Source organism: Pseudonocardia sp. T1-2H, assembly GCF_038039215.1.
Classification (GTDB): domain Bacteria; phylum Actinomycetota; class Actinomycetes; order Mycobacteriales; family Pseudonocardiaceae; genus Pseudonocardia.
The window spans coordinates 1,795,328-1,817,380 of record NZ_JBBPCL010000001.1; the positions used below are offsets into that span (position 1 = coordinate 1,795,328).

General features: G+C 70.8%; 21 protein-coding genes and 5 pseudogenes. 15 read left to right on the forward strand and 11 right to left on the reverse strand.

The window, feature by feature from the left end:
- Positions 1–11 precede the first annotated feature (11 nt).
- From WBK50_RS35000 to WBK50_RS08960, 4 genes and pseudogenes are all read right to left on the reverse strand, one after another.
- A pseudogene (locus tag WBK50_RS35000) lies at positions 12–147 on the reverse strand (hydroxypyruvate isomerase); the annotation flags it as partial.
- On the reverse strand, positions 144–2,423 hold the full coding sequence (locus tag WBK50_RS08950; RefSeq protein ID WP_341335142.1) for an MFS transporter: 2,280 nt from the start codon (positions 2,421–2,423) through the stop codon (positions 144–146). The gene WBK50_RS08950 and the pseudogene WBK50_RS35000, both read right to left, overlap by 4 nt.
- Position 2,424: 1 nt before the next feature.
- Positions 2,425–3,643 (reverse strand): annotated as a pseudogene (locus tag WBK50_RS08955) (CaiB/BaiF CoA transferase family protein).
- A complete protein-coding gene (locus tag WBK50_RS08960) occupies positions 3,640–4,239 on the reverse strand; it encodes an SDR family NAD(P)-dependent oxidoreductase (protein ID WP_341335143.1) in 600 nt (199 codons plus the stop codon). Before WBK50_RS08960 ends, WBK50_RS08955 begins: the two are co-directional and overlap by 4 nt.
- Positions 4,240–4,267: 28 nt before the next feature.
- Here WBK50_RS08960 and WBK50_RS08965 point away from each other — a divergent pair, with 28 nt between their 5' ends.
- Entirely contained in the window at positions 4,268–5,014 is a 747-nt protein-coding gene (locus WBK50_RS08965; protein WP_341335144.1) for a hypothetical protein, read from the forward strand.
- A 220-nt stretch (positions 5,015–5,234) separates the two neighbouring features.
- On the opposite strand, the gene ssb is transcribed toward WBK50_RS08965, so the two are convergent.
- Both ssb and WBK50_RS08975 read right to left on the reverse strand, forming a co-directional pair.
- Positions 5,235–5,675, reverse strand: coding sequence for a single-stranded DNA-binding protein (gene ssb / locus WBK50_RS08970; RefSeq protein WP_341335145.1), 441 nt, complete (start codon positions 5,673–5,675; stop codon positions 5,235–5,237).
- Positions 5,676–6,029: 354 nt separating this feature from the next.
- Complete coding sequence (locus WBK50_RS08975; RefSeq protein WP_341335146.1) at positions 6,030–6,635, reverse strand: MerR family DNA-binding transcriptional regulator; 606 nt, start codon at positions 6,633–6,635, stop codon at positions 6,030–6,032.
- Between WBK50_RS08975 and WBK50_RS08980 the strand changes: the two genes are divergently transcribed.
- Positions 6,534–7,367, forward strand: a complete 834-nt coding sequence (locus WBK50_RS08980; protein ID WP_341335147.1) for an alpha/beta fold hydrolase — start codon at positions 6,534–6,536, stop codon at positions 7,365–7,367. The two genes, WBK50_RS08975 and WBK50_RS08980, sit on opposite strands and share 102 nt — an antisense overlap.
- 153 nt (positions 7,368–7,520) lie before the next feature.
- Entirely contained in the window at positions 7,521–8,429 is a 909-nt protein-coding gene (locus WBK50_RS08985) for an IS5 family transposase (protein WP_341335148.1), read from the forward strand.
- Between the two features lie 152 nt (positions 8,430–8,581).
- Here the strand turns inward: WBK50_RS08985 and WBK50_RS08990 are convergent, their stop codons facing one another.
- The gene (locus WBK50_RS08990; RefSeq protein ID WP_341335149.1) at positions 8,582–8,797 is read right to left on the reverse strand and encodes a hypothetical protein; all 216 of its coding nucleotides are present in this window, start codon (positions 8,795–8,797) and stop codon (positions 8,582–8,584) included.
- On the opposite strand from WBK50_RS08990, the gene WBK50_RS08995 reads away from it, so the two are divergent.
- From WBK50_RS08995 to WBK50_RS09040, 11 genes and pseudogenes are all read left to right on the forward strand, one after another.
- Positions 8,796–9,635, forward strand: a complete 840-nt coding sequence (locus tag WBK50_RS08995; protein ID WP_341335150.1) for an IS630 family transposase — start codon at positions 8,796–8,798, stop codon at positions 9,633–9,635. The two genes, WBK50_RS08990 and WBK50_RS08995, sit on opposite strands and share 2 nt — an antisense overlap.
- 54 nt (positions 9,636–9,689) lie before the next feature.
- On the forward strand, positions 9,690–10,268 hold the full coding sequence (locus tag WBK50_RS09000) for an SMI1/KNR4 family protein (RefSeq protein WP_341335151.1): 579 nt from the start codon (positions 9,690–9,692) through the stop codon (positions 10,266–10,268).
- Positions 10,269–10,531: 263 nt separating this feature from the next.
- Positions 10,532–11,446: a helix-turn-helix transcriptional regulator gene (locus tag WBK50_RS09005; protein WP_341335152.1), complete on the forward strand. Its 915-nt coding sequence runs from the start codon at positions 10,532–10,534 to the stop codon at positions 11,444–11,446.
- Positions 11,447–11,576: 130 nt separating this feature from the next.
- Positions 11,577–12,791, forward strand: coding sequence for an aromatic ring-hydroxylating oxygenase subunit alpha (locus tag WBK50_RS09010; RefSeq protein WP_341335153.1), 1,215 nt, complete (start codon positions 11,577–11,579; stop codon positions 12,789–12,791).
- 74 nt (positions 12,792–12,865) lie between these two features.
- Positions 12,866–13,333 (forward strand): hypothetical protein, encoded by a 468-nt coding sequence (locus tag WBK50_RS09015; protein ID WP_169380761.1) that lies wholly within the window; start codon positions 12,866–12,868, stop codon positions 13,331–13,333.
- Positions 13,334–13,678: 345 nt separating this feature from the next.
- Positions 13,679–14,149, forward strand: a pseudogene (locus tag WBK50_RS35005) (NADH-ubiquinone oxidoreductase-F iron-sulfur binding region domain-containing protein); the annotation flags it as partial.
- A 133-nt stretch (positions 14,150–14,282) separates the two neighbouring features.
- The gene (locus WBK50_RS09020; RefSeq protein WP_341335154.1) at positions 14,283–14,855 is read left to right on the forward strand and encodes an NADH-ubiquinone oxidoreductase-F iron-sulfur binding region domain-containing protein; all 573 of its coding nucleotides are present in this window, start codon (positions 14,283–14,285) and stop codon (positions 14,853–14,855) included.
- Positions 14,852–15,088, forward strand: coding sequence for a ferredoxin (locus WBK50_RS09025; protein WP_341335155.1), 237 nt, complete (start codon positions 14,852–14,854; stop codon positions 15,086–15,088). Before WBK50_RS09020 ends, WBK50_RS09025 begins: the two co-directional genes overlap by 4 nt.
- A gap of 157 nt (positions 15,089–15,245) precedes the next feature.
- Entirely contained in the window at positions 15,246–16,817 is a 1,572-nt protein-coding gene (locus WBK50_RS09030) for a purine-cytosine permease family protein (RefSeq protein ID WP_341335156.1), read from the forward strand.
- 97 nt (positions 16,818–16,914) lie between these two features.
- The gene (locus WBK50_RS09035; protein ID WP_341335157.1) at positions 16,915–17,934 is read left to right on the forward strand and encodes an NAD(P)-dependent alcohol dehydrogenase; all 1,020 of its coding nucleotides are present in this window, start codon (positions 16,915–16,917) and stop codon (positions 17,932–17,934) included.
- 98 nt (positions 17,935–18,032) lie between these two features.
- Positions 18,033–18,359, forward strand: a complete 327-nt coding sequence (locus tag WBK50_RS09040) for a DMT family transporter (protein WP_341335158.1) — start codon at positions 18,033–18,035, stop codon at positions 18,357–18,359.
- Here WBK50_RS09040 and WBK50_RS09045 read toward each other — a convergent pair.
- The 3 genes and pseudogenes from WBK50_RS09045 to WBK50_RS09055 all read right to left on the reverse strand — a co-directional run.
- Positions 18,356–18,577: pseudogene (locus tag WBK50_RS09045) on the reverse strand (integrase core domain-containing protein); the annotation flags it as partial. The gene WBK50_RS09040 and the pseudogene WBK50_RS09045 overlap by 4 nt on opposite strands.
- Before the next feature lie 158 nt (positions 18,578–18,735).
- The gene (locus WBK50_RS09050; protein WP_341335159.1) at positions 18,736–19,206 is read right to left on the reverse strand and encodes an AMP-binding enzyme; all 471 of its coding nucleotides are present in this window, start codon (positions 19,204–19,206) and stop codon (positions 18,736–18,738) included.
- Between the two features lie 364 nt (positions 19,207–19,570).
- The gene (locus WBK50_RS09055; RefSeq protein ID WP_341335160.1) at positions 19,571–20,284 is read right to left on the reverse strand and encodes an Rv3235 family protein; all 714 of its coding nucleotides are present in this window, start codon (positions 20,282–20,284) and stop codon (positions 19,571–19,573) included.
- Positions 20,285–20,444: 160 nt separating this feature from the next.
- Between WBK50_RS09055 and WBK50_RS09060 the strand changes: the two genes are divergently transcribed.
- The gene (locus WBK50_RS09060) at positions 20,445–21,047 is read left to right on the forward strand and encodes a hypothetical protein (RefSeq protein ID WP_341335161.1); all 603 of its coding nucleotides are present in this window, start codon (positions 20,445–20,447) and stop codon (positions 21,045–21,047) included.
- Here WBK50_RS09060 and WBK50_RS09065 read toward each other — a convergent pair.
- Positions 21,030–21,921, reverse strand: a pseudogene (locus WBK50_RS09065) (IS5 family transposase). The gene WBK50_RS09060 and the pseudogene WBK50_RS09065 overlap by 18 nt on opposite strands.
- Positions 21,922–22,053: the final 132 nt, after the last annotated feature.

The following is a 22,053-nucleotide window of genomic DNA, read 5'->3' on the forward strand; positions in this document are numbered from 1 at the left end:
GGGTCGGTGCCGAAGGGCCACCAGAACTCCACCTGCTCGAACCCTGCCGCTCGGGCTGCGGCCGGACGGTCCAGCAGCGGGAAGCTCGGCGAACAGGAGCGTGAGGTTGGCGGCGTAGCGGACCTCCGCCGGGTTGGTGGCGGTCACGGCGTGGCCTCGCGCACCACGGCGGTCGGCGTGCCCTCCGGAGCGGGGTCCGGACTCCGCTTCCAGCGATAGGTCGTCACGGCCCCGACCATGGCGAAGAAGAGCATGTAGGCCGAGATGAGGTACGTGGTGCCGGTCAGCGAGTACAGGAGTGTGGCGATGAACGGGGCGGTCCCGCCGACGATCGCGGTGGGCAGGGCCTGGCCGAAGGCGACCCCGCTGTAACGGATCCGGACGTCGAAGCGCTCGGCGAACAGCCCGGCCTGCGGGGCCTGCAACGTGCCGTGGATGAAGATCAGGGCGAACGCCATCCCCACGAAGGTCAGCAACAACGACCCGGACTCGAGCAGCATGAAGTAGGGGAAGGCGAACAGCGCCGAGATCACGCACCCGGCCATGATCACCTTCAGGGGGCCGATCCGGTCGGCGAGCATGCCCCAGAATGGGAGCACGACCAGGTAGATCGCGGCCGCGACGAACTGTGCCGCGATCAGCGAGTCGCGGTTCAGGCCCTGCGCGGAGGTCGCGTAGTTCAGGGTGTAGGTCGCGACGATGAAGTACACCGCATTGGACGGCGAGCAGATCAGGAAGATGCGCGCGATGTCGCGCCAGTGCGACCTCAGGACCTCGCGGATCGGGGTGCGCGCCGGCTTGCGGACCTCGGCCTCCTGCATCACGCGGCGGAACTCGGGGGTCTCGCCGACCTTGTTGCGGATGTACCAGCCGATGGCGATGAGCACGGCGCTGAACAGGAAGGGGATCCGCCAGCCCCACTGGTCGAAGGCGTCGCCGGTGGCGGCCACGCAGATCGCGATGACGCCGGTGGACAGAACCAGTCCGCCGGGGGTGCCCATGTTCACCACGCTGCCCATTGCGAAGCGACGGCCGCGCGGCGCGTTCTCCACCAGCATGAGTGCCGCCCCGCCCCACTCCCCGCCGAGGGCGAGGCCCTGCAGGATGCGCATCAGGACCAGCAGCACCGGCGCCCACACGCCGATGGTCGCGTAGGAGGGGATGAAGCCGATCGCGACGGTGGAGCCGCCCATCAAAAGCAGCGACCACACCAGGGTCTTCTTGCGGCCGAGACGATCGCCGAGCGCCCCGAGCAGGATGCCGCCGATGGGTCGCGCGATGAAACCGACCGCGAAGGTGGCGAACGAGGCGAGCATGCCCGCGACGGGATCGATCGTCGGGAAGAACTGATGGTTGAAGATCAACGCGGCCATGGTCGCGTAGACGAAGAACTCGTAGTACTCAAGCGTGGTTCCGGTGAAGCTCGACGCGATGACGCGCCGCAGCGTCGCCCGGTCGACCTCGACGTCTTTGTCGAGAGCACTCATGCCGTGGCCTCCGATGATGTTGGGGAGGGGATCAGACGGGGAGGAGCCTGCGCACCTGGGGACGTGCCGACGCGCGTGCGAGGGACGAGTCGAGCGGGTGGCCGACGACCGTGGCGAGTTCGTCGCGTAGCTCGACCAGTGCGCTCGGGTCGATGCTCGTGTCGAACCCCTCGCGGTGCACGAGGTCGTCGGTGGCGATGTTGCCGGTGGCGCCCGGCGCGAACGGACACCCCCGAGTCCGCCCAGGGCGGCGTCGAACCGGCGGACCCCTAGCTGGAGGCCTTCCCAGACACACGCCGCGGACATGCCGTAGGTGTCGTGCAGGTGCAGGCTCAGCGCCTGCTCGCTCACCAGGTCCCGCACGGCGGTCACCGCCCGGCGCACGTCACCGGGCGAGGCGGCGCCGATGGTGTCGGAGAGGTGGACGACCTCGACGCCGATGTGGACGTAGTTCTGCACGACGCGCACGACCCGCTCGACGGGCGTGTCTCCGTCGAAGGGACACGCGAATGCCGTCGCCACGCACCCCTCCATCCGGATCCCGGCCGCGCTCAGGATCTCCGCGGCCGCCCTGATTCGGTCCATTGCCTCCTCGGTTCCGACACCGGCGTTGGAGCGGCTGTGCCCTTCGCTGGCGGACGTGACAAGGCGAACCGACTGCGCGCCTGCGGCCACCGCGCGCCGGGCTCCTTGTTCGTTGAGGACCAGTGCGTGCGTCATGGCGGGCAGCTCCCGCGCACCGGCGACGACATCGGCGGTGTCGGCCATCGTGGGCACCAGCCGGGGGTGCACGAAAGCGCCCACCTCGAGCTGGGTGATCCCCGCCTGGACGAACCCTCGGGCGAGCTCGAGTTTCCGGTCGGTCGGGACAACGATCGGTTCGATCTGCAGGCCGTCGCGGAGCGCGACCTCGGTGACATAGACCTGTTCCGGCACGTCAGATCACTCCTCGTTCGCGCAGGGCCGCGATGGCGGGTGCGTCCAGGCCGAGCTCGGCGAGGACTTCGTCGGTGTGCTCCCCGAGCTCGGGGCCCATCCAGCGGGTGGTGCCCGCACCGGCCTCGAACCGCGGGACGGTGCCCGGGAACGTCACCGGACGTGGGATGTCCGAGTCGATTCGGACCGGGTGGACCTCGTGCATCCCTCGGGCGGCGAAATGCGGGTCGGCGAGGATGTCGGCGACGTCGTAGATGGGACCGCTGGGCACGAAGGCCTCGGCGAGCTTCTCGAGCGCGGTGCCGGCATCCAGCGTCGCGGTCCATTCCCCGATCACGTCGTCGAGCTCCTGCACGCGCGGCACCCGCCCGGCGTTGGCTTTCAGGTCGGGGTCGTCGGCGAGGTCGGCCCTCCCGATCAGGTGCATCAGCCGGGCGAAGATGGCGTCCCCGTTGCCGGCGATCACGATGAACTTCCCGTCGGCACACCGATAGGTGTTCGACGGCACCGTTCCAGGGATGCTCGTGCCGGTGGCCTCCCGCACGACCCCGAACGCGTCGTAGTCAGGGGTCAGGGACTCCATCAGCGAGTAGACGGCCTCGTAGAGCGCCACGTCGACGGTTTCGCCGCCGCCCACCCTGCCTCGCCGCAGCAGACCCATCAGTGCACCGATCACCGCGTAGAGGCCTGCGACCGAATCAGCGATTGCCACGCCGGTGCGCACGGGGGGCATGTCGGGATAGCCGGTGAGGTGACGGATGCCGCCGACGGCCTCGGCCACGGCGCCGAATCCGGCGCGCTGGCGGTAGGGCCCGGTCTGGCCGTACCCGGAGATCCGGACCAGGACAAGATCGGGGCGGACCGCCCGCATCTGTTCCGGCCCGAGGCCCCAGCGCTCGAGGGTGCCGGGCCGGAAGTTCTCCAGCACCACGTCCGACTGGGCGATCAGCGAGAGGGCGAGATCCCGGCCCTCGGCGTGCCGCAGGTCGAGGGTGACCGAGCGCTTGTTGCGCCCGATGCTGCGGAACAGCAGGGACGTGTCGCCCGCGTGCAAGCGCCAGCGGCGAAGCTCGTCCCCCGTCGGGCCGCTCGACCTTGACCACGTCGGCCCCGAACTCGGCGAGCAGGCGGCCCGCGGTCGGTGCGGCGATGAAGTTGCCGAGCTCCAGGACGCGGATCCCGGACAGGGTCTGGACGGAGTCGGTGGCGGCTCGGGTCATCGTGACGGCTCCTCCACGGGGGTGGCGGCGGGAGTGGTGCGCAGCCGCTCGAGTCCGCCGTCGATGGTCAGGACGCTGCCGACCGCGGAGCGGTTGCTCGGGTGGGCGAGGTAGGCGATCGCGGCCGCGACCTCCGACGGGTCGACCATGTGCCCGGTGGGCTGGCGGGCGTGGAATGCGGCCCGGGCGGCGGCCGGGTCGTCGGTGCGTGCGGCGAGGTCGTCCATGAACGGGGTGTCGACGGTGCCGGGGTTCACCGCGTTCACCCGGATGCCTTCGCTGATCAGGTCGGCGGCCAGCGAGAGCGTCATCGACGCGATCGCGCCCTTCGACGCGCTGTACAGCGCCCGCCGCGGGATGCCCGACGCGGCACTGCACGAGGCGACGTTGACGATTGCGGCGTGCGGGGAGCGGCGCAGATAGGGCAGGGCCGCGCGGGTGGTGCGGACGTAGCCGAGGAGGTTGATGTCGAGCAGGGCGTGCCACTCGTCGAGGTCGCCGTCCTCGATTCCCCCGACATGACTCACGCCGGCGTTGTTCACCAGCACGTCCAGACGCCCGGCGGACTCGGCCACCGAGCGCACGGCTCGGTTCACCGAGTCGCTGTCGCGAAGGTCGGCGACGATGCCGCGGACGCCCTCGGGCGCCCCGGACGGGTCGATGTCGGCGGTGTTCGACGCCTACGCCCGCGTCCTGCACCCTCCGCACACCATGACGGGCGAGCCCGGGTCCTGGGCGCAGGTGTGTGCCCGCACGGGGGCCACGGCGCACCCGCTGATGCAATGGCGGACGATTTCGCGCGCCGAGATCGTCCCGATGGCCGACGGCTCGGTCACCGAGCCTTCGGCGTGGGCGGGGAGCCCACCGGACCTGGGGAACCTCCCTGCCGACGCCCTGGCCGCGCTGCTTGACGTGCTGAGCGGCCACACCGCCGGGCAGCGGTGTGTGTTCGCGCTGTGGGAGGGCTTGGGCTGGGTCGACACCCGCGGTGCCTCGGTGACCCGGACCTTGCCCGATGGTCGGTGGGTGAGCGAGGAGCCACCGTCGGCGTTCCCCCTCGAGATCCTCGAGGGCCCGCGCCTTAAGCTGCCGGGGCGGAGCTACCTGCTGTTCACCGGCCCGCTCGACGACGCCGGCGGGCTCGGGGACCCGCGTGGGATCTGGCCGCAGTCACCGAACCTGTTCTGGCCTGCCGACCGCTCTTGGTGCGTCGCGACGGAGATCGACTTCGACTCCACACTCGTCGGCGGCAGCCGCGACCTCGTCGCCGCCGTCCTGGCCCACCCACGGTTGGAGGCATGGCCGGTCACCGCAGACGACTCGCTGGCCTGGGACGCCGACACGATCAACTCCGGACAGCGGCGCCCCTGATCACGGGGCTGCGGCAGGTCTCCCGCCGGCCCCGGCCTACCGGCGTCCCGCGCCGTGGGGACGCCGGTACAGGGCACGACGGCGGACTTCAGCCGGCCGCGCCCCGGCGACGAACCTGCATGGCGATCCAGGCGACGATCGCGAGGCTCCTTCGAGCAAGACGAGCGGGGGAGACGGGCGGGTGGCCCGGCCCCGAAGGGCCGGGCCGCGCCCGGGGGGGTCAGCCGACCTGCTGCGGGGCGGTGCTGCGCTGGGCCTGGTCGGAGGGCTGCTCGCCGCGGCTGCGCTCGACCTTGGTGACCTTCGCGCGCTGGGCGCGGAGGCTGACCGCGATGTCGCGGGCCTCGATCTTGTGGCGGCGGATCACGATGTCCTCGCCGCCGGGCTCGTAGGACTCCTTGGTGTAGGAGTCGTCGACCTCCTCGCCGGTGACCGTGACGGCCATGCCCTTGGCGATGCTGTCGTAGACGTTCTCGGCGAACTCGCCGAAGCAGACCACGTCCTTCCAGACGGTGGGGCGGGTGACCCACTGGCCCTTGGCGCGGTCGAACCGGCGGGAGTTGATCGCGATCGAGAAGTTGACCACCGCGATGCCGTTGTTCTTGCCGTAGTTGATCTCGGGGTTCTTGCCGACGTTGCCGTGGAAGGTGTTCTCGTTCATGGCGGGGCTCCTGTCTGGAGGTCGGTGCGTGGGGGTGACGCGGCTCCGCCTCAGCGCGCGGTTCGGGTCTGGGCGGGGGTTCCGGCTCGTCCATCCCGCGTGGTGACCGCCAATGCCCGGCCGCCGGCCGACCTGGAGAACCGGCGCGGCGGTCTCACCGGGATGGATGGGCACGGGTTCATCGACCAACGGCCCGGGCCGGGTGCTGACCCTTCGGGCGTCTCCACCAACCACACCGGCCGTCCACGGCGGGAGTCCCGCCCCCTGCGAGGGCCACCGCACCCACCGTCATCCGGCCCGGACACACCGCCGGATCTCCAGGCAGGACGCCGATTCCGGTCCGACTGCCTCGAGCTAGGCAGCGCCCGACTGACTCACCCCGCGCAAGGCGCCCGGTGTGTGTGCTGGCCTCACAGCCAGAAGAGGCGGTGCTGGCGACAGCCCCAGGGCCTGACCGGACCGCACGAACTGCAGTTTCGCGAGTGCAGTTTCGTCGTAATCGCGGTAACCGCCTGGAGTGCGCGCCGGCGGCGGAAGGATGCCCGCTTGCTCGTAGAACCGCGACCGGTCGTCGACCCGAGTGGCCTCGACAACGATGTCGAGGCCGCCCTGGGGCCCGCCAGAGCAGATACCCCCTCCATTTGCTCTGGCGGCATCGGTAAGCGGGAAACCGGTCAACACTCGGGCGGGTATGCGTCCAAGTAGGTTTCGCGGGATGCGGTATGCGGACCCCGCTGACTCCACGGGAGCGCCGTGACCAAGGAGTGGCCCAGCGCCGACGGTCAACCGGTCACCCGGGTGATGATCGTCGAGGATCACCCGCTTGGGCCGGAAGCACAGCCGAGAGGAACAGCACCCGTGAGTGAATGGCAGCTGGCCGAGACATTCCGCAGCACGTCGGGCGACGTCCGCTGGGGCAGTCTCGGACAACCCGGCCAGGATCCGGTCGTGCTCCTGCACGGCACACCCTTCTCCTCGTATGTCTGGCGGGCTGTCGCCCGCTCACTCGCCCGCCGTCACCAGGTGTTCGTGTGGGACATGCCCGGTTACGGGGCATCGGAGATGTCCGCCGGCCAGGATGTCTCCCTGGCTGCCCAGGGCGGGGTCTTCACCGAGCTTCTGGCGCACTGGGGCCTGGAGGAACCCCTGGTGGTCGCCCACGACTTCGGCGGTGCCGTCTCCTTGCGGGCGCATCTGCTGCACGGCGCCCGCTACCGCGCACTCGCTCTGGTCGACCCGGTCGCGCTGGCGCCGTGGGGATCCCCGTTCTTCCGGCTCGTCGGCGAGCACTCCGAGGTCTTCGAGCAACTGCCGCCCGCGCTTCACCACGCCCTGGTGCGCGAGTACATAACTTCGGCCAGCAGTCCCGGCCTGCACCCGGCAGTCCTCGACCGGCTCGTCCGGCCCTGGCTCGGCGACCCCGGCCAGGCGGCCTTCTACCGGCAGATCGCCCAGGCCGACCAGCTCTACACCGACGAGGTGCAGGACCGGTACGGCGAGATCAGCATCCCAACGCTGGTGTGCTGGGGTCAGGACGACACCTGGATTCCCGTGGCGAAAGGACGGGAGCTCGCCGCCCGCATCCCGGGTGCGCGCCTTGAACCAATCGCCGGTGCGGGCCATCTCGTCCAAGAAGACGCGCCCGCCGAACTCACAGCCGCTCTCATCGCCTTCCTCCAGAATCCGCGCTAACGCCCCACAACCCGGTGAACCTTCCCGGTCACAGCACTAGGAGCTGTTTAAGAAGTCGGCGGGCGGCCGCGGTGGGCGTGTCGGTGCGCGGACATGGGTGAGGTCTCCGGTAGGTGATCAACGACCAAGAAGACCGCCCGCCCGGAGACCTCGTTGCGCAGCCTATCGATCGGAGCACGTAAGGACCTGACGGACCGGCAGTGGCGGATCCTGGAACCGCTGCTCCCGGCCCCGACGGGCAGGGGCCGACCGCGGAAGTGGCCCCGCCGCAGGTTGATCGACGGCATCCGGTGGCGGACCCGCGTCGGCGCCCCGTGGCGCGACGTGCCCGAACGCTACGGACACTGGCAGTCGATCTATCAGCTGTTCCGACGCTGGCAGCGTCAGAACGTGTGGGCGTTGGTGTGGTCGACGCTGCTGGCCTGGGCCGACGCCGGCGGGCTGATCCGTTGGGACGTCTCGGTCGACTCCACGATCAACCGCGCCCACCACCACGCCGCCGGGGCCCGCCGCAATCCGGCCGCTCAGGTCGAGCCGCCCGGTGACGAACCGGCCGATCACGGGTTGGGGCGCTCCCGCGGAGGCTGGACCACCAAGGTCCATCTGGCCTGTGAACAGGGCCGTGGCCCGCTGGCTGCGTTGATCACCGCGGGTCAGCGCGGTGACTCACCGCAGTTCATCGCGGTCCTCGACGCGTTGCGGGTGCCCCGGCTCGGGCCGGGACGACCACGCACGCGCCCGGACCGGGTGCTGGCCGATAAGGCCTACTCGTCGAAGGCGAACCGCGGCTACCTGCGCAGCCGCAAGATCGCCGCGACGATCCCGGTCAAGGTCGACCAGCACGCCCACCGACAAGCCCGAGGCTCTGCCGGTGGACGCCCACCCGCCTTCGACGAGATCGTCTATCGACAGCGCCACGCCGTGGAGTGCGGGATCAACCTGCTCAAACAGCACCGCGCCCTCGCCACCCGGTACGACAAGTTGGCGCTGCGCTACGAGGCCACGGTGCACATCGCCACCATCAACATCTGGCTACGCGCCCTCGCCGCCAGAACTTCTTAAACACGGCCTAGGAGCGACGTCGACGGCGCCCAAGAGGTCCGGGGGCGCCGGTTCGACGAGCCGCCGATTCCTCGCGCCACCGTCGGGCCACCCAGAGCGGGGAGGCGCGGCGGCCGCGGGCAAGTGCCACGGCCGCCGGCCCCGAACCGGGGTCAGCCCTGGCGGAGGGCGCCGTGAAGCCCGAGTGCCTCGATCTCGTCGAAGGACAGCAGCTGCGTCGGGTCGGCCTTGCGGGCCTGCGCAACGATGAGTTTCGCGATCAGTTCCGGGGTGCGCGCCCCGACCTGCGCGGTGCTGGTCGCGTCGGCGCCGGCGGAGTCCGGGCCGACGTAGGCGGACGAGGCGCAGCGACTGGTCAAGATCACCATGTTCGGTCCCCACGTCCGCGAGTTGATCTGTTGGGGCGCTCGGACTCCGCCGCAGCAGGCCGGGTTGGCGTTCACGAACTGGAGCCTGACCAAGCTGGTCGAACACCTTGCCGCGGCGCATCGGGTCGAGGCCAGCACCGAGACCGTCCTCCAGGTCCTGCGTACCGCCGGGGTGCGTTGGCAGGCCACGAAGACCTGGAAGGCCAGCCGCGACCCGCAGTTCCGGGAGAGGATGGACCGGATCCTTGATCTCTATGACCAGGCCGCCACCGGGCTACTCGAGGGTGGCCGGGTCGTCTGTGTCGATGAGTTCGGGCCGCTGAACCTGCAACCGCGGCCCGGGCGGGGGTGGTTCCCGAGCCGGCGGCCCGCGCGGCTGCGAGCCACGTTCAACCGCTACGGCGGGGTGCGGCACATGATCGCCGCGCTCGACCCGGCCTCCGGGCAACTGTTCTACCGGTTCCGCGACCGCAAACGCTGGCAGGAGTTCCTGGCTTTCCTCCGTCAGCTGCGACGCCGGTTCCCGACCGGACGGCTCTACATCGTGTGCGACAACTTCTCCCCGCACCGCAAGGCCGAGGTCACCACCTGGTGCGCCGGCCACGACGTCGAGTTGGTGTTCACCCCGACCCACGCCTCATGGCTGAACGGGATCGAGTGCGAGTTCACCGCGCTGCGCTACTTCACCCTCGACGGCAGCGACTACCCGTCCCACACCGCACAGGAGTCGGCGATCGCGGGCTACGTCCGCTGGGCGAACAAGCACGCCCGACCGAAGAGGCACTTCGCCCCGGAGTCCAAGATCCGCCGCCCGGATCACCTACCGAAGGTTGCCTGACGGGGCGCTAGGCTGCGCGCGCCGTGCGGCCCGTGCCGCGGAAAGGACCGATCCGTGACGAGTCTCGACACCCTCGAGAACGCTCTCGCCGCTGCGCTGGGCCGCCCGACGTTCGCGCCAGGACTGACTGACGAGGAGATTGACGAGGCCCTCCGCCCCTCCGGGCTGGTGCTGCCAGCCGAGGTCCGCGCGTACCTGCGCCGCCACAACGGTGCCGCGCCCAGCTCCCGTGTGCTGGCCCCATGGCTGATCGGGCATTGGTTGCCATTATCGTTGTGTGAGGCAATGACCGAGCGCGAGGTGCGGCGCGCAATGGCGTCCGAGGATTTCGGGGGAGAGCCCGACGTCGCCGACGCGGCCTGGGGGCCCGGGTGGCTGCCGCTGTTCAGGGCGGGAAATGGCTACATCCTCGCCATTGACTGCAATGCCGAGCCCGGTGCAGATGGCCGTGCCGCCGTGCTGCGTATGTCCAGGGTGACTCCGGCGCCGCCCTCGATACCCTCGCTCGAGGATCTGTTCGACTTCTTCACGCTCGCGCTGACTACCGGGGCTTGGGCGTGGGACGAGGGCCGGCGAAGGTGGGTGTTCGACCGGGCGCGGTTGGTGGATCATCCGTTCGCACGCCTGCTCTGACCAGCGCTGTCGCCCCTTGAAGGCGCGTCGGTGACCTGAATGTCCGGTTTGTCGGCCGTTTTTCGGTACCGTCTAAGTTTTGTCTTCCTGACCGGTGAGCCGGCACATACCATCCGTCCTGCTCCGGGACCCCGATTGGTGCGTGACCGATGGACAAGCCGACGTCGCCGTCTGTCGCACCGCGTCGTGTCGTCACCCCGCTCGGCGAACGGGCCATGCTGGCGGTCTCCAAGATCGCCGCGGTCGGGTCCTCCGGTGGTCGGGTGGAGGAACGGGTCGAAGTCATCCTCGACGAGCTGCGCGCGGTGGTGCCCTACCAGGCCGTGATGCTCGCCGGAGCCGATCCGGTCAGTGGCCGGCCGCGCCGCGTCGCCCACTACGGGTATCCCAAGCGGCTGTCCGACTACATGATCGGCGACGCCTTCGGGACAGAGATGCTGGAGCCTTTTGCGTACAGCCTTCGGGGTTGGCCCGTCCGCGAGTGCGATCTGCCGATGGACCCACTCTCGCTGCGACCGATCGCCGAGCATCTCCGGCCCGCGGGTTTCCCCGAGGGTTTGCTGATGGCGTTGAGCGCCGGCGACGGCCGTGACGTCGGGTTTCTGATCATGTCAGTGGACGACGCCCGGACTCCGCCGTCGGACGAGGCGATCTCCTCCATCGGGCACGTCGCCGGGGTGCTGGCCAATCTCGTCGACCCGCTCGGCGACGCCCGCTGGTTGGCCTCCGTATTGGGTGAGCAGCAGACGGCCGTCGCGATCATGCCGAACGGGACGATCACATCGCTGCGCGGGAGCGTGCCGGCAGACCTCCTCGACCCCACGTCGCGATTGCGGCAGGCGGTGGACCGCGTGGCCCGGGCGAGTTCGGCCGACACGCCGTTCACCTGGCTCGATGATGAGGGTGCCTGGTACGCCTGCCGGCTGTTCCGCTGCCGCGATGGCATCGTCGTCCTCACCATGACGGACAGCGAGCAACGGCACCGGCTCACTCGCCGGGAACTTGAGGTTCTCACCCACCTGGCGGCCGGGAGCACCAACGACGAGATCGCTGCGGAGCTCGTCGTCACCACGAGGACCGTGCGGGCCCACGTGGAGCGCGTGATGGAGAAGCTCGCGGTGGGCTCACGCTCCGGTGCCGCGGCCCGCGCCATCCGCGAGGGCCTGCTCATCCCCTGAGCGCTCCTCGGCTGGGCGTGGGTGTGGCTTTTCGGCCACTGTGCTCCGGATCACCGCCGCCATAGCCTCGCGTCGAGCGGGTGCCCGACCTGGCACCAGCACAGACGACTCGGCTAAGGCAGGTAGACCGGTGACTGAGGTTCTGAGCCGCCCGACGACGGACGGGGTGCGGGAGCTGGTGCGGCGGATCGGCGAGCAGGCCGCTCTGCCCCTGGAGGAGAGCCGCGCGCTGCCGGCCCGTGCCTACTGGGACCCGGAGTTCTACTCCTACGAACTCGAGCACATCTTCCGCAAGGACTGGATCTGCATCGCCCGGGTCGAGGAGGTGCCTGACAAGGGCAGCTACCGGGCGATCGACCTGGCGGGGGAGCCGTTGATCGTCGTGCGCGGCAACGACGAGCAGGTCCGGGTCTTCTCCCGGGTCTGTCGGCACCGCTACGCCGACCTGATGGGTGGTGAGCGCACCGACGAGGAGCGGGTCAGCGGCTGCGTGGCCCGGTTCGAGTGCCCGTATCACGCGTGGATCTACCGGCTCGACGGCAGCCTGCTCAGCGCGCCGGAGATGTCGGGGCGGCCCGGCTTCGACAAGAACGCCAACGGTCTGCGCGAGATCCGCACCGAGATCTGGCAGGGATTCGTCTTCGTCAACCTCGACGACGACACCGACATCCCGTTCGACATGACCACCGTCGCGGAGATCCAGGACGGCTACGACCTCACCGACTGGGAGATCGCCTCGGTCATCGACTGGGGCGAGTCCAGGGTCAACTGGAAGATCGTCGTGGAGAACTTCCTCGAGGTCTACCACCACATCGGCATCCACAAGAACGTGCTGCAGCCGCTGTGGCGCCTCGGCAAGTGCCAGCAGGGCCACCACACCGGTCCCGACTTCTACTACTCCCGCATGATGGCCGGCGCCGAGGTGGCGATCGGCGAGGAGGACGGCCACCTGCTGCACCCGCTGTTCCTGCCGGCCAAGCAGGGGCTGAGTGCGTTCCAGCGGTCGCACACGCTGCTGCTCGCGAAGTTCCCCGCCTACCTCTGCGCGCCCGGCCCGGACATCACGTTCTGGTTCCGGTCGCTGCCGACCGGCCCGGAGACCCACCGCCTGGAGATCCATCTGCTGGTGCCGAAGGAGAACCTCGGCGCCGAGGACTTCGACGCGAAGATGAAGGAAGCCACCGACTTCCTGAAGCTCGTGCAGGCCCAGGACGCCAGCGTCAACGAGGCCGTGCAGTCGTCGTCGAAGTCGCGCTACGCCACGGACGGCGTCCTGCAGACCCACGAGCAGCCGCTCTGGCAGCTCCAGAAGTACCTGGCCTCCCGGCTGCCCGCGCAGGACTGAGCGCGGCTGCTCCGCTCAGCCGCCGGGTGCGGCCCGTGTCCCGGCGGACGACCGATCGAAAGGAAAACCCGGACATGACTCAGCGTGAGGTCACGTGGATCTCGGGTGGCTTCGCACAGTGGGGCCGGCAGGTCCCACTGCGCGGCAGCGACCACAGGACCGTCGGCTACGAGGCCGATCTCGTCACGAAGCTCGTCGTCGCGGGCTCGGAGTCCCCGACCTACTTCCGCACCCTGTTCACCGGGCAGGACGAGGTCGCCCCGGACGGCTCGGTCCCGCGCGGTTACGGCGCGGTGCGTCTGGAGGACATGCACACCGACGAACTGCTGATCGGGCACGTCGACTGGTTCATCGAGGACGGACGCGACAAGGGCACGTTGACCGTCGACGGCGGCACGGGCCCGTGGAAGGGCGTCACCGGCACGGTGTCGATCGACCTGGAGTTCGGCACGGCCCGCAGTGGTGACTCCGTGACCACCGGCGAGCCGGTCCGCGTCATGGGGTTCATCGAGGGCACCGGTCAGTTCTCCTTCCCGGACTGATCGGTACCGGTCGTCGCGGATCGACCCGGCCCGGCCCGGGACACGCCCCGTGTCCCGGGCCGGGAGCGGACCCGCGGCCGCCCCGCTCCCCCACTCGACCGGTCGACCGACCGGCACCGCTTCCGTCGAAGTTCGTCGAAGGGTCAGCCCCCCATGGTCGTGGATCCCCTGTCCTCCCGGTTCGCCCTGCACGAGGTCCGCTCCTGGCGTGGGGACGACAGCGGGCTCCTCGGACCCGCACCGTTCGTCCGGGAGACCCATGACGCCTACGCGCGCATCGGTGGCTATCCGGCCCGCGATGCGGGGGCCGCCGATCTCCTGGACCGACTTGCCGCCGCGCCCGGGATGCCCGCGTTACGGGGACGCGGGGGAGCGGCCTTCCCGGCGCTGACGAAGATCCGGGCGGTCGCGCGCGGCGCTGTCGCGGCGCCGAGCCCGCCCGTGGTGGTCGCCAACGGCGCGGAGGGCGAGCCGCTCAGCGTCAAGGACCGCTACCTCATGCGCTACCGCCCGCATCTGGTGCTGGACGGGTTGCTCACCGTCGCCGCAGCCCTCGGCGCACCCGAGGCCTATGTCTACGTGGCCGACGCGGCGGCCCGGGCTGCGGTCGAGACCGCTCTGGCCGAGCTCGGGGACTCCAACCCGGCGACCCAGGTGCACGTCTTCGCGGCGCAGGACACCTACGTCGCCGGTGAGGAGACCGCCGTGGTGCGGGCCCTGACCACCGGCATCGCCCGCCCCACCGACAAACCACCCCGCCCGTTCCAGGTGGGTGTGCGGGGGGCGCCCACGCTCGTGCTCAACGTGGAGACGCTGGCATGCATCGCGCGGGCCGGTCAGCCCGGCGGGCAGGAGGCAGGCGCGACCTTCCTCGCCACGGTCTCCGGGGCCGGTCGGCCGCCGATCCTGTACGAGCTGCCCACCGGGTTTCCGTTGGGAGACCTGCTCCGTGAGCACCTGGGCCGCCAGGACTCCAGCCTCGACGTGCTCATCGGAGGCTTCTTCGGCGGGGTCACCCCGGCTTGGCCCGACCTGGAAGCTCAGCCACCCCGGCGTCGCGCGCCGGGGCGCCGGCCTGGGCTGCGGCTCCCTGCACCTCCTCGAGCAGCCTGCATGCCCCGTCGCGATCACCGCCGACGTGATCGCGTTCTACGCCAAGCACAACGCGGGGCAGTGCGGCATGTGCATGGCCTCGTCCACCGCGATCGCCGCCACCCTCGCCGAACTGGGCGATCCCCGCCCCGCCCGCAACTACGCGGCGCTGCTCCCAAGGTGGGCCGCCCAGCTGCGCGGCCGCGGCGCCTGCGCCGTGCCGGACGCGATCGCCGTGCTGCTGCGCGCTCTCCTGCGCCACCACCCGCAGACGGTGTCGCGGCACATCGCCACCGGGTGCGACCGGTGTCGCCGGGTCGAGAGCGACCCGCGATGGGCGCATCTCGTCGTCACCCTGCCGGAACCGACCGGCGAACCGACCGACCCGCGAGCCGCCGAGCTCGTGCCGACCGTGATGGGTGCTCGATGAGACTGCGTGTAGATCCCGTCAAGTGCCAGGGCTACGCCATCTGCACCGAGGTGGCGGCGCGCCACTTCACCCTCGACGACTGGGGATTCGCGCAGGCGCTGGTCGTCGACGTGACCGAGGCCGACGTCGAGGCGGTCTCCGAAGCGATCGCCGACTGCCCGGTCCGGGCCATCCGGTGGATCCCCGGCCCCGGCGAGGCCGACGACAGGGCCGCCCCGGCCCCGGCCGGCTGAGTCGGGCGCCCGGGTCGGGGCGACCCGCGGGAGAGTGGCTTTTCGGCCACTGTGCGGGCCCCGGCCCCGCGGCCATATTTCTCCTCGCCGCTTCCTCTTGTGGCACCCGCCACGCCCTCACCGGAGTCGCGTTCCGCACGGACTGGAGACACACGACATGGCGATGCAGGCGAGCAACGACGCTCCCCACCAGCCCCCCACCGACGAGGTCGGCAAGGTCGAGACGCGGGGGGTCGACTTCGTCCCGCTCTCCGCGCGGCAGGACCGGCCCCGCGATATCGGAACCGTCTTCCTCGGCGCGAACATGTGCTTCGGCACGATCGTGCTCGGGGCGCTGCCAATCCTGTTCGGGCTCGGCTGGTGGGCGGCCTTCTGGGCCATCACGGTGGGCACCCTGCTGGGGACCGCCTTCTTCGGCCCGGTCGGGCTGATCGGGCCGCGCACCGGCACCAACAGCGCGGTGAGCAGCGGGGCGTTCTTCGGCGTCGTCGGGCGCCTGATCGGCTCGCTGGTCGTTCTCGTCATCGCGATCGGGTTCTACGCTCTCGCGGTCTGGACCGGCGGGCAGGCGGTGGTCGCGGGCGCCCACAAGCTGTTCGGCCTACCCCAGGACACCCTCGAGTTCGCCATCGCCTACGGGCTGATCGGCGCGATCACCGTCGTGCTCGCACTGATCGGGCACGCCACACTGGTGGCCTCCCAGAAGGTGATGGCGCCGCTCATCGCGGTCCTGTTGATCGTCGGGGTGCTGATCGAGCTGCCGGACTTCGACCCCGGCTACGCGGGCGGGGAGTACGTGCTCGGGAGCTTCTGGCCGACCTGGGTGCTCTCGATGGTCGCCTCGGCCTCGCTCGCGCTGTCCTACGGCCCCTTCGCCAACGACTACGCCCGGTACCTGCCCGCCCGGGCCGCGCGCCGCGGCGCCCTGTGGGGCAGTGCCGGCATCTTCTTCGGCTGCTGGTTCGCCCTGCTCTTCGCCGCGTTCTTCACGTCCATGATGGCTCCGGGGACGGCCGACTTCGTCGTCGGCCTGGTCGAGGTCTCGCCGACCTGGTACGCGGTGCCCATCGTCGTCATCGGGCTGCTCGGGGGCTTCGGTCAGGGCTCGCTGGCCCTCTACGGCACCGGTCTGGACACCTCGTCGCTGATCCCGCGGTTGAGCCGGGTGAACGCCACCGTCGTGGTCAGCGTCGTCGGGGTGGGGCTGGTGTACCTGGGCGCCCTCGTCTGGGACGCCCTGAGCCTGGTGTCGACCTTCACTGTTCTGCTCACGGTCATCGCAGCGCCGTGGCTGGTCATCAACGTGATGGGGCACCTGGCCCTGCGGGGCCGGTACGTCCCCGAGGACCTGCAGGTGTTCAACGTCGGCATGACCGGTGGGACCTACTGGTTCCGGCGCGGCGTCAACTGGTACGCGATGGCGGCCTGGCTGCCCTCGGTGGTCCTCGGACTGCTGTTCGCCAACACCCCGCCGCTGATGGAGGGGCCGTGGCGCAACGCCGCCGGGGGCATCGACCTCAGCTTCCTGTCCGCTGCGCTCGTCGCGTTCCTGATCTACGGAGCGTTCCTCCTGCTCGTCCCGGGGCGCGTGTTGCCTGCCACGTCGGGGACCCCGCTGGTCGGCCTCGCCACCACCTCGGGTGTGGCTCCCGCGCCGGGTGAGGTCCCTGCGGACCATGCCGCGCCGCTCAACGCCCCGCTCGGGCCCGAAGGAGCCCCGAGCACCTGAACCGCCCCACCCCTCCCGCGTCGCCGCGGGCGGGTCGTCCGACCGGCCGGGACGCCCCGGCCTCCTTCCACCACCCCGATCCGAGGAGGAGACGGCCATGCTCGCCGTTCGTCTTGAGCAGTACGGGCAGATCCCCGTGGTCACCGATGTGCCCGAGCCGGTCCTGCAGGGCCCCGACGACGTCATCGTCGCGGTCGAGGGCGCCGGCGTCTGCCGGACCGACCTGCACGCCGTCCACGGCGAGCTGGCCGACGTCTTCCCGACCCCGCTACCGTTCACGCTGGGGCACGAGGTCGCCGGCGTCGTGGTCCAGAAGGGTGCCGGCGCGCGCGGTGTCGACCTCGGAACCAAGGTCGTCCTGCACCCGTTGATGACCTGCGGGCTCTGCCGGGCCTGCCGCCGCGGCGAGGACCAGCACTGCGTCGAGGGCCAGTTCGTCGGTCTCGCCGTGGACGGCGGGATGGCCCAGTTCGTGCGGACGAACGCGCGGGCGCTCGTCCCGCTCGCGTCCACGACCGACACCCGTGAGGTCGCCCCGCTGGCCGACGCCGGCATCACCGCCTACCACGCGCTCCGCCGGGAGGTCTCTCACCTCACCTCCGAGAGCGTCGCGGTCATCCTCGGGTGCGGTGGCCTCGGCCACCTGGCGATCCAGATGCTGCGGGCGATGAGCGACTGCGTCATCGTCGCCGTCGATCCGAAGGAGGCGGCCCGGGATCTGGCGAAGTCGGTCGGCGCCGACCACGTGGCCGGTGACGATGCCGAGGAGGTCGTCGCCGAGGCGTCCCGCGGTGCTGGCGCCACCGCGGTCTTCGACTTCGTGGGCGAGGGGGACGCCCCGGCCCTGAGCGTGAGCCTGCTCGGCGCCCAGGGCTTGTACTCGGCCGTCGGCTACGGCGGCACCAGCAGCATCCCGACAATGGAGCTGGTGCTCAAGGAGCTTCGGGTGCAGGGCAACATGGTCGGCACCTATCAGGACCTGGCGGAGCTGATCGCGCTTTATGAGCGCGGTCTGCTGCAGTCCCATGTCGTGTCCTACCCGCTCGCCGACGCTCACCGGGCGTTCGACGACCTGGAGAGGGGGCTCGTCCGAGGACGCGCGGTCCTCACGCCGTGACCAGCCCCTACCGATGCCGGTAACCGCCAGGCCCGGGTTCGTCCGCAGACGCCCGGGCCTGGCGGTCGTCCAGCTCTCCCCTCTCAGGAAGGTCTTCCGTGGCCTGGGTGTTCGTCATCCTCGGAGGCTTCTTCGAGACCGCATTCGCGGTGTCGCTGAAGTACTCGGAGGGATTCCGCCGGCTGTGGCCGACCGTGTCGTTCGTGGTCTGCTCCGTCATCAGTTTCGCCCTGCTGACGGGGGGCCTGCGGGAACTGCCGGTAGGTACCGCCTACGCGGCCTGGACCGGGATCGGTGCGGTGGGGACCGCCGCGGTGGGAATGATCTGGTTCGGTGACTCGCCGGGGTTACTCCGGGTCGGCTCGGTCGCATTGATTGTCGCTGGGGTCGTCGGGCTCAACCTGGCCGGTTCGGATGCCCACTAGTTGTCCTGACCGGACAGGTTCGTCAACCTGGCGATGGGTGGGTGGCCGCCGATGGCGGTGTGGGGGTCGGTGATGGTTGTACTCACGGATCCGGCCGGGCAGGGCTTCGGCCGTTGTGACTCGCTGAGGTAGAGCCGGCGGAACGCCTACCGGTCGGCCAGGGTGCGGTGGGACCGCTCGATCTTCCCGTTGGTCTGTGGCCGGTAGGGCCGGGTTCGTTCGGGGTGATCCCCAGCTCGGCGCAGGTGCCGCGCCGTGGAACGGCCGATGCCGATCCGATCCTGACACTCCAACGTCGCTTAACGGTGTATCGAGTGTTGTGATCGGCTCGGGTTGTCGACCGTTTGCTGCAAATCCCGCATCGGCAGAGGCACCTTCAGGAGTCTTCGACCGCCATCGCGGCGAACCCGCTGCGCAACGCGGCTTTGTCGATCTTCCCGACGGGCTTCTTCGGGATCGCGTCGACGAACACCACCTGTCGCGGCTTCTTGTAGTCAGCCAGCCTCTCGGCACAGAAACCGATGAGTTCGGCCTCGGTCAGCATATCGACCGGGCGGAGTGCGATCACGGCCAGCACGGTCTCGCCCCACGTCTCGTCGGGGACCCCGACGACGGCGGCCTCCGCCACGGCGGGATGGGAGTAGAGCACGTCCTCCACCTCGCGCGGGTACACGTTGGCACCACCGGTGATGATCATGGCGTGCTTGCGGTCGACGATGTAGAGGTAACCGTCCGCATCCCGGATGCCGATGTCACCGGTGTGCAGCCAGCCACCGTTCAACGCCTGCTCGGTCGCCTCCGGCAGGCCCCAGTAGCCGGCCATCACGTTCGCTCCCCGCAGGAGCACCTCCCCGCGTTCACCCGGTGGGCACTCTCCCTTGTCGACCGAACCGACCCGGACCTCCACGTGCGTGGTCCATCGCCGCTCGCCCCACCCCGTGCCGTGCCGCCGTCAGGGCGGATTCCTCGCCTGACTCCAGCGCCGAAGGAAAGCCAGGACGATCACCGCCGGCATCGAACATGTGTTCGCTTCGGGTGCTAGCCTGTGGCCTCGGTCGCGGCGCTGAGGTGGGGAAGACCCCAGCACCGCGGCCGCCCCCTTCCGGCGGTCCCGCCACGGACCGGCGGCTGGTGATGGCGTCGACGACGTCGGCCCGGACTAGCGGCATGGGGGCTGCGCAGTCGGTAGGCGCAGCCCCCGGCCCGGCCGATCAGAGGATGCGCAGGGCGGTGCACCTCCAGAGGTCGAGCTCGGCGAGCTCGAAGCGGGCGGCCAGCGCCCGCGGCCGCCCGAGCTCGACCAGGGCCGTGACCTCGAGGGCACCTTCGTGGGGCTGCGCGGCGTGGAACCGGCGCAGGCTGATGGATCCGGCGCGGGCGCAGACGGGCTCGATCTGCTTGAGGTAGGCGAGCACGCGGCGGTCGGCGTGCCGTCTGATCTGGGCAAGGCTGCGGCGCCCGACGGCTGCCTCCAGGATCGCCTGCAGCCCGCGACGGGCGGCCGTGACCGCGGCCGCGTCCCGGGGGACGTCGCGGGTGAGCGGCCCGGCCTCCACCGGCGCGAGGGCCTCGGCCCGGTCCGGGGCGTGCCCGCAGGTCGGGCAGCCGTTCGGCGGCGCGTCCTCGAGCGGCGGTTCGATGTTCGGCCGGGAGACCCGGAACGCGGGCCAGAGGCGCGCGGCGGGTGGTGGGCGGTCTGGGTGTGGGAGCTGGGCATGAGCGCTGTCCTCCGGGGTCGCGGCGGCCGGTGGCCGGCGCGTGCCCGCCGGGGTGCGGGGCGGTGGGGCGCCGGCGGGACGGCGCTCCTGGCCGTGCCCGGGCCGGCGGGCCGGGCTCGCCGGAGGCGATCGCGCAGCGACCGGAGCGCAGCGCAGGGCCTTGCCCGGCGAGCGGGGCGCGGGCACCGTCTCGTCGTCGGCGACCACGACCCCACCCGTTCGGCGGCGTCCCGCCCCTGCGTGCGCAGCCCGGAAGGGCCGCGCGCCGGCGGGGAGAGCGAGCCGCCCGCCCTGCGGCGGGGAACGAAGTTGTCCACAGATCTCTGCAAACGGCCCTCGGCCCCGTGTCCGCGACCAGGCTCAGGTCATGCCTCAGACACCCCGAACCGAGCTCGCCTCTGACCCGCTCGCCCCGCTGACCTCGCGCTCCCGCGCCTGGATCGCGCTCGCCGAGGCGGCCCGGACCATCTCAGACTTCAGCCGCTCCCTGCTCCCGGGAGCGGCACACTGCACGCTCGGGGGAGTCGTCACCGGCGACGCCGTCCGCCTGGCCGCGCTGGCTCAGCGCCTGATCGCCGCGGCGATCGTCATGGAGCGGACCTGCGGAGCGAGCTGGGACGAACTCGCCGACCCCCTCGGCGTCACCGCCGCCGAGACACGCGAACAGTGGGAGCCGACCGTCGCGCAATGGGAGACCGCTCTCGAGGCCGAGCGGGCGGCCTCACTCGCGCGCACCTCGTTGCTCCCGGTGGACTCGCCGGCGACCGCCGTGGAGCTCGACGACTGGGTCCGCCGGCACCGCGAACCGGCCGACCTCGACGACCACCCGCACCCGGTGTCCGGGCAACTACAGCGCATGGACCCGCTCCGCGAGCTCCTGCACCTCGCCGGGACACGACGCGCACTGCTCGCCGCACACGACGGCCCACCGCCAGAGGTGCTCCTGACCCGACTAGGGCGTGTCCTGTAAGTCCTGGCGGAGCCAGAGGATCGTCGCGGCGATGGTGATCTCGGCTCGGAAGTAGGCGGCCCGCTTGGCGTAGCGGGTGGCCAGGTCGCGGAACTGTTTGAGCCGGTTGAAGCAGCGTTCGACGACGTTGCGGCCGGCGTAGACGGCCGGGTCGAAGGCGGGTGGGCGCCCGCCGCGGGAGCCTTTGGCGTGGCGGCGGGCGATCTGGTCGTCGCGTTCGGGGCTGGTGAACCCAATCCCGCGCTGACGCATGGCCGCTCTCGTGGAGGGGTGGGAGTAGGCCTTGTCTGCCACGACCCGGTCCGGTCGCTTGCGCGGGCGGCCGGGTCCATCGCGACGGACCGAGATCTCATCGAGCAGCGGCAGCAGCTGCGGGTTGTCCCCGGCCTGGCCAGGGGTGAGTAGAACCGACATTGGCAGGCCGCGGCCGTCGACGGCAAGGTGAATCTTGCTGGTCAGCCCGCCGCGGGATCGGCCGAGGGCTTCGCCGTCGACGGCGAGGTCTTCGATCCAGGCGCTGGTGCAGCCCCCTTTTCCGGGCCCCGGCGGCATGCTGGTGGGCTCGGACGTGGGTGGAGTCGACGCTGATGGTCCACTCGACGGCACCGACGGAGTCGTCCTTGATCACGGCTTCGTCGAGGATCCGGTCCCAGGTTCCGTCCGCGGTCCAGCGCCGCAGGCGTTCATGGGCGGTCTTCCAGGGTCCGTAGCGCTCGGGAAGGTCCCTCCAGGGCGCACCGGTACGCAGCTTCCACAGGATCGCGTTGATCACCTGGCGGTGGTCGCGCCAGCGGCGGCCGTTCCCGGCCACCGCGGGCAGCAGCGGCTCAATCCGTGCCCACGCCCTGTCTGTCAGCTCGCCACGACCGACCACCCGGCCATGATCAATCAGACCAGCTCAGATCCCTTACAGGACACGCCCTAGCCGACCGCGAGCGCGCGCTCATCGCGGCGGCGTCGCAGCCGTGACCGACTGACCTTCACCCCGCCCGACAAATGGTGTCGA